Genomic DNA, 12,566 nt, shown 5'->3' on the forward strand with positions numbered 1-12,566 from the left:
CCCTTGCTGTGCTGCTGCCCCATGAACATCGTCGTCAACGAAGAACTGAAAGCCTACATCGACCCGCTGACCCCGGAGGAGCACGACGCGCTGGAGCGCAGCATCCTGGCCGAAGGCTGCCGCGATGCGCTGGTGCTGTGGGGCGATGTGCTGGTGGACGGCCACAACCGCCACGGCATCTGCACCAAGCACGGCCTGCCGTTCCAGACGGTGCAGAACACGCGCTTCAAGTCGATGGACGACGTGCACCTGTGGATGATCGACCAGCACCTGGGCCGGCGCAGCGTGTCCGATTTCCAGCGGGGCGTGCTGGCGCTGCGCAAGAAGGAGATCCTGGCCGAGCGGCGCGCGCAGATCCTGGAAGGTCAGGCCGCGCCGCCCGTTGGAGCGGCTGATGCCGCCGTTGTGGGAGAAGCGCCCTGGGAAGCCTCTGCGCTGGCCTCTCCGGACAGCGCGGAGCCGGGCCGTGCACCCGCCACCGATGTGCCCCCCACCCCGCCGCTCAACAGCCGCGAGGCCATCGCCCGGGCCGCGCGCCTGAGCAGCAGCCAGGTGGTGATGATCGAGAAGATCCAGAAGCAGGCCGCGCCCGAGGTGGTGGCCGCGGTGCGCTCGGGCGCCATCTCCATCAACGCGGCGGCGGCGGTGGCCAGCCTGCCGGCCGAGGAGCAGGTGGCAGCGGCCGCGGCAGGCGCCGACGAGCTCAAGCAGGCGGCCAAGCGCGTGCGCGAGGCCAAGCGCAAGCCCAAGGACGAGGCCGATGCCCCAGTCTCTGAAGCGGAGACCGCCGCCCATGACGAGCTGGCCACCTTGCGCCTGCGGGTGGCCGATCTGAGCGCCGAGAACCAGGCCCTGCGTCAGCAGGTGGCCGACCTGCGGGCGCAGCTCGGCCAGGGCTGAGTGCCCACGGCATTGCCCTGCCGGAACCGAGGTTTCCGGGCCAGGGCGTGCGCGGGGCGGGTGGAGCGCGGCGCAGAATCGACCGTCACCACTTTGCGCCGCGTCATCAGATGAGCATCCTGCCTACCACCAAAGCCATCGTCACCGGGCACAGCCGTGGGCTGGGCGAAGCGGTCGCGGCCGATCTGCTGGGCAGAGGCATCGCGGTGCTGGGGCTGGCCCGTGCCGTGAATGACGGGCTGGCACAGCGCCATGCGGCCCTGTTGCAGCAGACCCCGCTGGACCTGTCGGACACTGCGCACCTGCAGGCCTGGTTGCAGACCGGCGCGCTGGCTCGCTTCGTCGAGGGGGCGCAACGTGTGCTGCTGGTCAACAACGCCGGGGTGGTGCAGCCCATGGGGGCGGTGGGCATCCTGGACGCAGCCCACCTGTCCCGCGCCGTGGCGCTGAACGTGACCGCGCCGCTGCTGCTGGCCAACGCCCTGGTGGCGGCCACACCGGATGGGGTGCAGCAGCACGTGCTGCATGTCTCCAGTGGGGCGGCACGCCATCCTTATGCGGGCTGGGGCGTGTACTGCAGCACCAAGGCGGCGCTGGACATGCATGCCCGCGCCAGCCAGCTCGACGAGGTGCCCGGCCTGCGCATCGCCAGTGTGGCGCCCGGCGTGATCGACACCGGGATGCAGGCGGACATCCGCGCGGCCAGCGACGACGATTTCCCGCTGCGCGAGCGCTTCGAGGCGATGAAGCGCGAGGGCCAGCTGGAATCGCCCGAGGCCGTGGCCCACAAGCTGATCGACTACCTGCTGTCTGCGGATTTCGGAGGAGAGGCTGTGGTGGATCTGCGGGCGCTGGTGCCTGCCTGACACCAGCGCCCTGAGCGCGCCATGCCGGCGTGCCAAGGCCTTGTCAGATGAACTCGGCCAGCGTGCCCGTCATGCGCTGGGTCTGCTGCTTGAGCGAAGCGGCGGCCGCGGCGGCTTCCTCCACCAGCGCGGCGTTCTGCTGCGTCATGCTGTCGAGCTGGCCGATGGCCACTTCGACATGGGCGATGCCCTGGGCCTGTTCCACGCTGGAGTGGCTGATGGTGTTGATCAGGCCGGACACGTCTCCCACCAAGGTGACCAGTTCGGCCAGGGCGCTGCCCGAGACCTTGATGCGCTCGGTGCCCACCTCGACCCGGGCCGATGATTCACCGATCAGCGACTTGATGTCCTTGGCGGCCGTGCCGGCGCGCTGCGCCAGCGTGCGCACTTCCGAGGCCACCACCGCGAAGCCGCGGCCCTGCTCACCCGCGCGGGCTGCTTCCACCGCGGCATTGAGCGCCAGGATGTTGGTCTGGAAGGCGATGCCGTCGATCACCGCGGTGATGTCGGCGATGCGCTTGCTGGAGGTACCCACCTCTTCCATCGCGGTGATGGCATCCTGCATCACGCTCTGGCTGCGCTGGGCCGTCTCAGCGGCCTGGCGCGACAGGGTGTCGGCCTGGCGGGAAGTCTGGGCGCTGCTTTGCACGCCTTGCGAGAGCTGCACCATGGAGGCGGAGATCTCTTCCAGGTTGCTGGCCTGCTGCTCGGTGCGTGCCGACAGGTCGGCGTTGCCCACGGAGATCTCGCCGGCCGCGCCATCGACCGCGCCGCTGGTGCTGCGCACGTCTTCGAAGGCACCGCGCAGCTTGCCCACGAACTGGTTGAACGATCGCGAGATGTGGGCCAGCTCGTCGCTGCCACGCACGGGCAACTCCACCCGCAGGTTGCTCTGGCCGCCGGCCAGGGCATCCATCGTGGTGGCCAGTTCGCGCACCGGTCGGGTCAGCGTGGTCACGACGGCCAGCAGGGCACCCACGGCCAGCAGGGCGCAGACCAGCGCGATGCCGGCCACCAGGGCCATCATGGCGCGGGCGGGCGCCTGGGCGGCGGCCTCGGTGTAGTGGATGCACAGGGCCCAGGGCTGGGCGTCAGCGTCCGGGCGCACCGGCGTCAGCACGCGCACATGGCCAGTGTTGTCGGTGTACTCGTAGGTCTTGCCCTGGCGCACGGCGTCGAGTGCCTCGGGCGACAGGTCGGCCGCATCGGCCCCGATCTTCTTGGCATCGGGGTGGCTGACGTACTTGCCGCCAGCAGAGATCAGCTGCACCTCGGCGCCGTCCAGGCTCTTGACCTCGGCCAATGCCTTCTGCAGGCCGTCGAGCAGGTAGTCCACGCCCACGATGCCGACGAACTTGCCGCCCACCTGGATCGGCGTGACCAGCGAGGTGATCAGCACATCCTTGCCACCCACCTTGTAGAGGTAGGGCTCGACCAGGGTGGTCTTGCCGGTGCGGCGGGGGATGTCGTACCAGTCGTTGGCGCCGGCCTTCTCGTAGTCCAGCAGGGGCTCGACCTTGATGTCGCCGCTGCCGCGGTTCCAGTAGGAGATGAAGCGGCCCGTGGCATCGTCCTGCGGGCCCTTGCTCACGTGTTCGGCGTCCTTGCCGTCCAGCGCGTTGGGCTCCCACAGCGAATAGGAGGCCAGCCAGGGGCTGTGCTGCTCGAGCAGGCGCTTGAGCGTGGCGTCGAGCTGGTCACGCGGCGGCGGGTTGTCGGCGCTGCGGGCCACCTGCAGGGCGCTGGCCAGGGCCCCGATGGCCTTGAAGGTGGACTGCAGATCCGACTGCACCTGGCTGGCGGCGTACTGGCCCGTGGCGCGCACGCTCTGCTTGGCCGATTCCTCGGCCGCGCTGCTGCTCTGCAGGCCCACGGCCACGCCGGTGATCAGCAGGCTGGCGATGGTGCACGCCGAGGCGGCCAGGCAGATCTTGGCGTTGAGCGAGAGGCCCTGGAGTGTCTTGCGGGGCATGGCCCGGCGGGCCAGGGTGGTGGTGTCAACACCTGCCCGCTGGGGCAAGGTGTGATCCAGGGCATCGATGACTGCAGCCAAAACCTTCTCCCGGCGCATCTGCGCGGTGTGGAATGACGGTTATCGGTATGCCGGGCATTCAACTTGAGACGTGAGGGCGGGCTCCGGCCTCGCACGGCACCTTCAATAGTGCGGCGGCAGCTCGTCCCGCAGGCTGCGGAAGGTGGCGCCGCCGCCTTCTTCGGGGCCCTGGCGGCGCAGGTCCGACACCTCGCGCACCAGCAGGTCGATCTGCTGCTGCTGGCGCACGATCACCTGGTTCAGGTGGTCCAGCAGGTCTTCGGTGAAGCCGGCCTTGATTTCCAGCGCGATCAGGCGCTGCTCGGTGTCGTCGTCGGGATGGTCCATGCCCGTATTGGACGACACAAACCGGGCTCTTGAAAGCCTGTATCCTCTGGCGCAGTCCCTGAATTTGCCTCATGACAGGTGTGCCCTTGAGCGACAGCGCCCGACCGGATTTCCCGCCCCGCCCCGATGCCGCCACCCAGCAGGCGTTGCGCGAGGCCGAGGCCCGTCACCGCCAGATCATCAACAGCGCGACCGACTACGCCGTGATCAGCCTGGACCTCGACGGCCTGGTCACCAGCTGGAACGAGGGCGCCACCCGCGTCCTGGGCTGGACCGAAACCGAGATGCTGGGCCAGACCGTGCACCGCTTCTTCACCCCCGAAGACGTGGCCGCCCAGCGCATCGAGCGCGAGCGCGCCATCGCGCTGGACAAGGGCTTTGCGCAGGATGAGAGCTGGCGCGTGCGCCGCGACGGCACCCGCTTCTGGGCCTCCGGCCAGATGACCCCGCTGCGCAACGATCAACACCAGGTCATCGGCTTCGTGAAGGTGCTGCGTGACCGCACCGAGGCGCGCAACAGCCAGCTGCGCCGCGAGATCCTGGAACTGGCCACCGATGCGGCCGAGATCGGCACCTGGGACCTGGACGTCGCGGCCGATGTGCTGACCTGGACCGACCGCACCCGGGCCATGTTCGGCATCGGCGCCGGGCAGCCAGTGACCATGGAGGATTTCTACGCCTGCCTGCACCCCGATGACATCCAGTCCACCACCGAGGCCTTCGCCTCTGCGCTGGACCCGGTGCTGCGCAGCGTGTACGACGTCGAGTACCGCACCATCGGCAAGGAAGACGGCGTGGTGCGCTGGGTCGCGGCCAAGGGCAAGGGCATCTTCGATGCAGCGGGCCGCTGCGTGCGCGCCGTGGGCACGGCCATCGACATCACCGACCGCAAGGCGGCGCAGGCCCGCCACGCCTTCCTGCTGAACCTGGCCGACCGCATGCGCCTGGTCAACGCGCCGCGCGCCATCATGGACACGGCGGTCGAGGCCGTCTGCCAGCACCTGGGCGCCAGCCGTGTCGGCTACTGGCAGGTCAAGGATGCCGAAGGCCTGATGACCCGGGAGACCGACTACGTGGTCGGGGTGACGCCCTTGCCCGACACCCTGCCGATGGGGGCGATCGGGGCCGGGGTGGCTGCACGCCTGCGCCGTGGCCAGACCGCGTACTACACCGATGCCGCGGGTGATGAGGAAAACGCTGGCTCGGCCCTGGGCGAATTCATGGTGCGCGCCCTGATCGCCGTGCCCCTGATCCGCGACGGGGCCCTGCTCGGCGCCTTCTGCGTGTGCTACCGCGAGCCCCGCCACTGGAGCCGCGACGATGTCGCGCTGGTCGAGGACGTGGCGGCCCGCACCTGGGACGCGGTCGAGCGCTTGCGGGCCGAAGAGGCGCTGCGCGAAGAGCGCCACATGCTCGAAACCCTCAACCGCTTCGGCGCCGGGCTGGCCTCCGACCTGTCGCTGTCCACGCTGGTGCAGCGCGCCGTCGATGTGGGCACCGAGCTCACGGGCGCACAGTTCGGCGCCTTCTTCTACAACGTGCTCGACGAGGCCGGCGCCAGCTACATGCTCTTCGCCCTGGCCGGTGCCAAGGCCTCGGATTTCAATTTCGGCATGCCGCGCAACACCAAGGTGTTCGCGCCGACCTTCAATGGCGAGGGCATCGTCCGCTCCGAAGACATCACGCGCGATCCGCGCCACGCCCAGAACCCGCCGCACAACGGCCTGCCCAAGGGCCACCTGCCCGTGCGCAGCTACCTGGCGGTGCCCGTGGTCTCTCGCACGGGCGAAGTCATCGGTGGCTTGTTCTTCGGCCACCCCGAGGTGGGGGTGTTCACCGAGCGCAGCGAGCCCATCGTGGCCAGCCTGGCCGCGCAGGCGGCCATCGCCATCGACAACGCCCGCCTGTTCCAGGACACGCAGCGCGCCAAGGAGACGCTGGAGGCGCGCGTCGAGGAACGCACCCGCGAGCGCGACCGCGTCTGGGACCTGAGCGAAGACCTGCTGGTGATCGCCGACCCCGACGGGCGGCCGATCCGCCTGTCGCCATCGTGGAACCGCGTGCTGGGCCACGACACCGCACAGCTGATGAGCATGGGCTACGCTGACCTGGTGCACCCGGAAGACCAGGACATGGTGGCCAAGGCGCTGGCGCACATGCGCCTGCATGGCCGCCCGGTCAGCCTCGACAACCGGGTGCGCACGCGCGAAGGGCTATGGCGCTGGATCTCGTGGACGCTGGCGCCCGAGCCCGGCGGCTCGCTGATCGTGGGCGCCGGCCGGGATGTCACCGCCGAGCGCGAGCACCAGGCGCAGCTGCAGGAGACGCAGGAAGCGCTGCGCCAATCCCAGAAGATGGAGGCCGTGGGCCAACTCACCGGCGGCATCGCCCACGATTTCAACAACCTGCTGCAGGGCATCACCGGCGCCTTCAGCGTGATTCGGCGCTTTGTCGAGCAGGGGCGTACCAGTGAGCTGGAGCGGCCCCTGACCGCGGGCATGAACTCGGCCAACCGCGCAGCCGCGCTCACGCACCGCCTGCTGGCGTTCTCGCGACGCCAGCCACTGGCGCCCAAATCCACGCAGGTCAACCCACTGGTGCTGTCCATGGAAGACCTGCTGCGCCGCACCCTGGGCGAGCGCGTGCGCCTGAAGCTGGACCTCAACCCCGAGCTGTGGACCACGCTGTGCGATCCCAACCAGCTCGAGAACGCGATCCTCAACCTGTGCATCAACGCGCGGGACGCCATGCCCGAAGGCGGTCTGCTCACCATCGAGACCAACAACGCCGACATCACCGCCAGCCAGCCTGACCGCTCGCTCGACGTGCGCCCCGGCCAGTACGTCTGCATCGCCGTGACCGACACGGGCACCGGCATGTCGGCCTCCACGCTGGCCAAGGCCTTCGACCCCTTCTTCACCACCAAGCCACTGGGGCAGGGCACAGGCCTGGGCCTGTCGATGATCTACGGCTTTGCGCAGCAGTCCGAAGGGGTCGCCAAGATCGACAGCGAACTGGGCAAGGGCACGACCGTCAGGCTGCTGCTGCCGCGCCACCTGCTCGAAGAAGACCTGGAGGTCGAGTTGGTAGGCGACCTGCCGGCCCATGAGGCCGGACAGGGCCAGACCGTGCTGGTGATCGAGGACGAGCCCGTGGTCCGCCAACTGGTGGTGGACCTGCTCAAGGAGCTGGGCTATCGCACCCTGCAGGCCGATGACGGCCCCAACGGCCTGGACCTGCTGATGCGCGAGCTCGACCGCGTGGACCTGCTGGTGACGGACATCGGCCTGCCCGGCCTCAATGGCCGCCAGGTGGCCGATGCCGCACGCGTGCGCCGGCCGGACCTGAAGGTGCTGTTCATGACCGGCTATGCCGAGAACGCCGCTTTGTCCAGCGGCTTCCTGGAGCAGGGCATGGACATGATCACCAAGCCCTTCCCCATGGAGACCCTGGTGGGCAAGGTCAGGCAGATGGTGGGCGGCTGAGCCTTCCTGTCAAAGGCGAGGCCGTCCTGCTTCACGGGCACTGGGCACCTCCATCAGCCGCCCAGTCTTCACATCGTAGATGTAGCCGTGGATAGGGATCTCCGGTGCCACCAGGGGGTGCTCGCGGATGCGGCGCACGTCGTCCACCACGGCCTGGTGCGGATCGCCGATGGTCAGCCATTTCACGTACCGTCCGGCGGCCGAGCCCGGTCCGTGCCCCACATCGCGCCAGCCGTTCTCGTCGATCACGGCGGTGTCCAGGCTCTTTTCAAGCAGGCCCGAGATGATGTCGTCGCTGAACAGCAGCATGCCGCAATCGCTGTGGTGCACGACGAAGTACTCCAGCGTGCCCAGCAGCTTGTGCGAGATCACCAGCGATCGGATCGCATCGTCGCTGGCGCGCCCGCCCGCGTTGCGGATCACATGGGCATCGCCCTCGGCCAGGCCGGCGTACTTGGCCGGGTCCAGGCGCGCATCCATGCAGGTCAGGATGGCGAAGCGCCGGCCCGGTGGCAGCGGCAGGGCGCCCTTGTCGCCGAAATTCTCGGCGTAGTGCTGGTTGGCGCTCAGGACGTCATCGAGGGTCTGGCTCATCGCGGGTCTCCGGCGGATGGTGATGCCCATCCACCTTAGGCCCGAGCCTGCCTGGGGCCAACGCACATGTCTGTCGAGGGGTATTCGGGCACCGCATAAGGCGGCGCCCGGCCCGCAAGCTCATGCGCTCACTGCATGAACCAGCCGTGGCTGACCACCAGCGATTGCCCGGTCAGCGCGTTGGTCGGGAAGGAGGCGAACATCAGCGCCACCTGGGCCACGTCGTCCGTGGTGGTGAACTCGCCGTCCACCGTCTCCTTGAGCATCACCTTCTTGATGACGTCGTCCTCGCTGATGCCCAGCGTCTTGGCCTGCTCGGGGATCTGCTTGTCGACCAGCGGTGTGCGCACGAAGCCCGGGCAGATCACGTTGGCACGCACATTGTGCTTGGCGCCTTCCTTGGCCACCGTCTTGCACAGGCCGATCAGGCCGTGCTTGGCGGTGACGTAGGGCGCCTTGAGCACCGAGGCCTCCTTGCTGTGCACCGAGCCCATGTAGATCACCGAGCCGCCCCGGCCCGAGGCATACATGCTCTTGAGCGCCGCGCGCGTGGTCAGGAAGGCGCCATCGAGGTGGATGGCCAGCATCTTCTTCCAGTCGCTGAAGGAGAACTCCTCGACCGGGTGCACGATCTGGATGCCGGCGTTGCTGACCAGGATGTCCACCGGGCCGAAGGCATCCGTCGCGGCCTTCACGGCCTGGTCGACCTGTTCCTCGCTGGTCACGTCGACCGCCACGCCCAGGGCCTGGGCGCCCTTGGCCTTGAATTCGGCGGCCGTCTTGTCGGCCGCCTCCTTGTTGAGGTCGGCGATGACGACCTTGGCGCCTTCACGGGCGAACACCTCGGCGATCTCGCGGCCGATGCCGCTGGCCGATCCGGTGATGAAGGCGTGCTTGTCCTTGAGCAGCATGATGGACTTCCTTTGCTTGGGGTGAGAAGAGGGTCAGGGGTGGTTGGCCACCAGGTTGCGGTGGTCGTGGGTCAGGTCGTAGACCGTCACGCCATCGCCCTGGTCGGTCTTGTTGAGCCACTCGGGGTGGTCCAGTGTGGTCTGCATGTCCTGCTGGCCGGCCTCCCAGTGCTGCTCCACCGTGGCGCGCGAGAACTCGTAGTCGCTCGATTCGAGCTCGAAGCGGCTGTGGCGGTAGATCAGGTGGACGATGTCGATGTGGTCCTGGCAGCCCCGCCCGGTCAGGCGCTGCAGCAGCGGGTCGTCGCGGAACTCGGCGGGCAGGCGCTCGATCAGCTTGCGAAGGGCCATGTGGTCGCGCTGGTGCTCGGCGGCGCGATCGGTGTTGAAGCGCGTGCGGCTGGAGTAGACGATCTCCTTCTGCCGCGCCATGGCCGCGCCCAGCGTGGCGGGCACGTCGCCGCGTGCGCTGAACAGGTCCACCTGGGCCACCAGCAGGCGGCCCTTGCGGTGGTTGTCCAGCACGTACTGCAATGGCGTGTTGGAAACGATGCCGCCGTCCCAGTACAGCTCGCCATCGACCTCCACCGGCGGGAAGGCCGGCGGCAGCGCGCCACTGGCCATCACGTGCTCCGGGCCGATCCGCTGCTGCGTGTTGTCGAAGTAGATGCTGTTGCCGGTGCGCACGTTGACGGCACCCAGCGACAGGCGGATGCGCTGCTCGTTGATCAGGTCGAAATCGATCAGTGATTCGAGGGTGCTGCGCAGCGGCGTGGTGTCGTAGACGCTGATGGCCTCCAGCGTGCCGTCGGGGTGCATCAGCGGCGGGATCAGGCGGGGCCTGAAGAAGCCGTTGACACCAAAGGCGGCGGTGAAAGCCGAGCTGAGCTGGTGGAAGGCCGAACGCTGCTCGTCGATCAGCGGCGAGACGCCCACCACGCCGGAGGACACCCGGTGCCAGAACTCGCGCAGCCGTTCGACGCGGCGCTCGGGCGGGTTGCCGGCGATCAGCGCCGCGTTGATGGCGCCGATGGAGATGCCGGCCACCCAGTGCGGCTCGCGCGGCAGGTTGGCGGCCATGACCTCGAACACGCCGGCCTGGTAGGCGCCCAGGGCCCCGCCGCCTTGCAGCACGAGGGCGATGTGTTCATGCGGGATGTGGCGCGTCCGGGGAGGGCTGGCCTGCGGCGCGGAGGGGATGTCTGCTGATCTTGCGTTGCGTGTCTGGGCCACAGGCGCTCCTTGTGCTGCTCAGGCCGGCCCCGGGCCAGTCGGGACGCGTCAGGCCATGGTGTCACCTGATTCTGAACGGCGAGCGACTCCCGACAGCCAGCAGGGCCTTGGGCGTGCGACACGCTACAGTCACACCAACACAAAACGGGGGATTCCAGACATGGGCACTGCGACCGATACACACGCGCACCAGCAACCGGGTGGCCATGGCGCCGACCGCGGCACCAGTTGGGTGTCCATCGCCTGGCTGGGCGCGTTGCTGCTGGCCTTGCTGGCCGCCATCCTGGTGATGACCCACCCGCAGCATGCGCGCGAGTACCGGCTCTACCTGACGGAAGACCGGCCCGACATCCGGCTGCGGTTCACGGACCTGTCCCAGTCGTGGACCGAGGCGGACCTGCGCCAGCGCTTCCCGATGCTGAGCTTTCGGTGCTACGACAACCGGCCCGGTGAATACCTCGATGACCGCAGCTGCTTTGCCGACGTGCACTCCCTCAATGGCCACGGCGCCATGAGCCTGGCCTTCTACTTCAAGGACGGGCGGCTCAACCGCGCAGCCGTCAACGTGCCTTGGTGGTCGCACTGGAAGGCGCTGGCCAGCCTGGAGCAGCGACATGGCCTGCCCGATGCCTCCCAGCAGTTGCCCAGCGCCGGGGTGCGCCTGCATGGCTGGCGCCTGATCGATGGGGGAGCGCTGTTCTTCAACCGGGACCTGCCCTTGAACCCGCTGGAGTGGAGTGCGATCTTCTGGACCAGCGCGCGCCAGTGCGGGCTCAAGCCGTGCTTTCGCGGGCGTCAGCCCGCGTGACCCTTGCCGCCACGGGGGCAGACGGTGCGCGGGATGATGCGGCCATCCCCTCAACCGCCCATGCGGAGGCACGCCATGGCCCATGCCGCTACCGCTCACCCAGGCGCTCACCGCCTGACCCGCGCCAGGAACCCCATGCCCACGTGGGTGCGCGAGGCGCTGCACGAGCGTGGCCTGCTGCCGGCCTATGAGGCACGGCCGCCCTACCAGCGCAACGACTACCTGGGCTGGATCACCGGCGCCAAGCAGACCGCGACGCAGCACAAGCGCCTGGCCCAGATGCTCGACGAACTGGCCGGTGGCACCCACTACATGCGCATGGCCTGGCGACCTGCGGCATCGAAGCAAAAGGGGTGATCGCTTGATCGACAATGCGGCGGGGTGCCGCACCGATGCCATGGCGCCCGCCGTTCAACCTGCAGGAGAACCCCCGTGCGCAGCCGCATCCTGACCACCCTTGTGTTGATGACCGCCACCCTGAGCCAGGCCGATGTCACGCGTCCGCCCTCGGGGGTCAATGTGGATGAAACCCGCGTGGTGGCATTGCGGCGCGACATGCCGCTGCCTTGCGTGTCGGTGGTGGTGGATGGCGCGACGGTGATGCTGTCCCGTGCGGACCTGGAGGCGGCAGAGGCGGCTCGCCCCGCCGAGATGCGCACCGACGCCGAGCGCGCGGCGCGTGTGGGCAGTGGCCGCGCCGCGGCCTTGCTGTCGGCCGTGTCGCCGCCCAAGGGCCCTGGGGCCTGCGCCGAGGTGGCCGGCACCGCCCTCGACAGCCAGGGGCAGCAGTTGCTGCTGGACTGGATCGAGAACGGCCGCGCCATGGTGCGCCTGCAGGCCACGGGCGAGGCCTTGTCCACGGTGCGGGTGCGCTACCTGGGGCAGCGCTGCGGGCCGATGTGCGGGCGCGGTGACATCACCGTGTCGCTGCCGCAGGGCGAGCGGCCGTTCCTGGCGGTGTCGTGGTGGGTGTCCTGAGCCTGCAGGGCATCTGGATCAGGATGGTGTGTCCCATTCGGCCCGGTACGCTGCCCAGGCGTCGCCTGTCATGTTGTCCAGCGTGATTGGGATGACCGGGGGTGAGATGCCGCCTGGGGCGTTCAGTACGTTGAGCGTGTGAACGATGATGTCCCGGACATCGGTGGCCTCTAGGGGGAAGCCGCCCCTGCTGTAGGAGCTCAGGTCAACCTGGGGGTCGTTGATCAAATGCTGCAGGCCCAGGAACAGCCAGGGCAGTTCGCCAGTCGACAGCGCGCTGCGGCGCGCTGTCTCGATGCAACTGTCGAATTCGCCGAGATCCTCCGGCATCTCATGGTGGTCGACGAAGTAGACCTGGATGATGTGGTCCAGGTAGAACTTGATCATGGGATTGCTGATCTTCATGGCAGG

Annotated in this window: 12 protein-coding genes; 6 read left to right on the top strand and 6 right to left on the bottom strand. The window is 68.7% G+C overall.

What is annotated here, in order from left to right:
- Positions 1–21: 21 nt before the first annotated feature.
- Together EIP75_RS07355 and EIP75_RS07360 are read left to right on the top strand one after the other, a co-directional pair.
- Positions 22–900 (top strand): plasmid replication/partition related protein, encoded by an 879-nt coding sequence (locus tag EIP75_RS07355; RefSeq protein ID WP_125242614.1) that lies wholly within the window; start codon positions 22–24, stop codon positions 898–900.
- A 110-nt stretch (positions 901–1,010) separates the two neighbouring features.
- Positions 1,011–1,766 (top strand): SDR family oxidoreductase, encoded by a 756-nt coding sequence (locus EIP75_RS07360; RefSeq protein ID WP_125242615.1) that lies wholly within the window; start codon positions 1,011–1,013, stop codon positions 1,764–1,766.
- Positions 1,767–1,809: 43 nt separating this feature from the next.
- Here EIP75_RS07360 and EIP75_RS07365 read toward each other — a convergent pair whose 3' ends face one another.
- Both EIP75_RS07365 and EIP75_RS07370 read right to left on the bottom strand, forming a co-directional pair.
- The gene (locus tag EIP75_RS07365) at positions 1,810–3,819 is read right to left on the bottom strand and encodes a methyl-accepting chemotaxis protein (RefSeq protein ID WP_158622768.1); all 2,010 of its coding nucleotides are present in this window, start codon (positions 3,817–3,819) and stop codon (positions 1,810–1,812) included.
- A 102-nt stretch (positions 3,820–3,921) separates the two neighbouring features.
- The gene (locus EIP75_RS07370) at positions 3,922–4,146 is read right to left on the bottom strand and encodes a SlyX family protein (protein ID WP_125242617.1); all 225 of its coding nucleotides are present in this window, start codon (positions 4,144–4,146) and stop codon (positions 3,922–3,924) included.
- 86 nt (positions 4,147–4,232) lie between these two features.
- On the opposite strand from EIP75_RS07370, the gene EIP75_RS07375 reads away from it, so the two are divergent.
- Entirely contained in the window at positions 4,233–7,631 is a 3,399-nt protein-coding gene (locus EIP75_RS07375; protein ID WP_158622769.1) for a PAS domain S-box protein, read from the top strand.
- A gap of 9 nt (positions 7,632–7,640) precedes the next feature.
- Here EIP75_RS07375 and EIP75_RS07380 read toward each other — a convergent pair whose 3' ends face one another.
- The 3 genes from EIP75_RS07380 to EIP75_RS07390 all read right to left on the bottom strand — a co-directional run bounded on the left by EIP75_RS07380 (position 7,641) and on the right by EIP75_RS07390 (position 10,369).
- A complete protein-coding gene (locus EIP75_RS07380; protein WP_125242619.1) occupies positions 7,641–8,225 on the bottom strand; it encodes a beta-class carbonic anhydrase in 585 nt (194 codons plus the stop codon).
- 128 nt (positions 8,226–8,353) lie between these two features.
- Positions 8,354–9,136, bottom strand: coding sequence for a 3-hydroxybutyrate dehydrogenase (locus EIP75_RS07385; protein WP_125242620.1), 783 nt, complete (start codon positions 9,134–9,136; stop codon positions 8,354–8,356).
- A 33-nt stretch (positions 9,137–9,169) separates the two neighbouring features.
- Entirely contained in the window at positions 9,170–10,369 is a 1,200-nt protein-coding gene (locus EIP75_RS07390) for a patatin-like phospholipase family protein (protein ID WP_233584735.1), read from the bottom strand.
- 160 nt (positions 10,370–10,529) lie between these two features.
- Between EIP75_RS07390 and EIP75_RS07395 the strand changes: the two genes are divergently transcribed.
- The 3 genes from EIP75_RS07395 (at position 10,530) to EIP75_RS07405 (ending at position 12,155) form a co-directional block, all read left to right on the top strand.
- On the top strand, positions 10,530–11,177 hold the full coding sequence (locus EIP75_RS07395) for a hypothetical protein (RefSeq protein ID WP_125242621.1): 648 nt from the start codon (positions 10,530–10,532) through the stop codon (positions 11,175–11,177).
- Between the two features lie 135 nt (positions 11,178–11,312).
- On the top strand, positions 11,313–11,534 hold the full coding sequence (locus tag EIP75_RS07400; RefSeq protein WP_125242622.1) for a YdeI/OmpD-associated family protein: 222 nt from the start codon (positions 11,313–11,315) through the stop codon (positions 11,532–11,534).
- A 75-nt stretch (positions 11,535–11,609) separates the two neighbouring features.
- A complete protein-coding gene (locus EIP75_RS07405; protein ID WP_125242623.1) occupies positions 11,610–12,155 on the top strand; it encodes a hypothetical protein in 546 nt (181 codons plus the stop codon).
- Positions 12,156–12,173: 18 nt separating this feature from the next.
- Here EIP75_RS07405 and EIP75_RS07410 read toward each other — a convergent pair whose 3' ends face one another.
- A complete protein-coding gene (locus tag EIP75_RS07410) occupies positions 12,174–12,560 on the bottom strand; it encodes a hypothetical protein (protein WP_125242624.1) in 387 nt (128 codons plus the stop codon).
- Between the last annotated feature and the right edge of the window lie 6 nt (positions 12,561–12,566).

It is taken from the genome of Aquabacterium soli (genome assembly GCF_003933735.1).
GTDB lineage: Bacteria > Pseudomonadota > Gammaproteobacteria > Burkholderiales > Burkholderiaceae_C > Aquabacterium > Aquabacterium soli.

Excerpts from the sequence above, each read along its gene's own strand:
- EIP75_RS07355 (WP_125242614.1), top strand. The coding sequence starts at position 22 with ATGAACATCGTCGTCAACGAAGAACTGAAAGCCTACATCGACCCGCTG.
- EIP75_RS07360 (WP_125242615.1), top strand. The coding sequence starts at position 1,011 with ATGAGCATCCTGCCTACCACCAAAGCCATCGTCACCGGGCACAGCCGT.
- EIP75_RS07370 (WP_125242617.1), bottom strand. The coding sequence starts at position 4,146 with ATGGACCATCCCGACGACGACACCGAGCAGCGCCTGATCGCGCTGGAA.
- EIP75_RS07380 (WP_125242619.1), bottom strand. The coding sequence starts at position 8,225 with ATGAGCCAGACCCTCGATGACGTCCTGAGCGCCAACCAGCACTACGCC.
- EIP75_RS07385 (WP_125242620.1), bottom strand. The coding sequence starts at position 9,136 with ATGCTGCTCAAGGACAAGCACGCCTTCATCACCGGATCGGCCAGCGGC.
- EIP75_RS07395 (WP_125242621.1), top strand. The coding sequence starts at position 10,530 with ATGGGCACTGCGACCGATACACACGCGCACCAGCAACCGGGTGGCCAT.
- EIP75_RS07400 (WP_125242622.1), top strand. The coding sequence starts at position 11,313 with ATGCCCACGTGGGTGCGCGAGGCGCTGCACGAGCGTGGCCTGCTGCCG.
- EIP75_RS07410 (WP_125242624.1), bottom strand. The coding sequence starts at position 12,560 with ATGAAGATCAGCAATCCCATGATCAAGTTCTACCTGGACCACATCATC.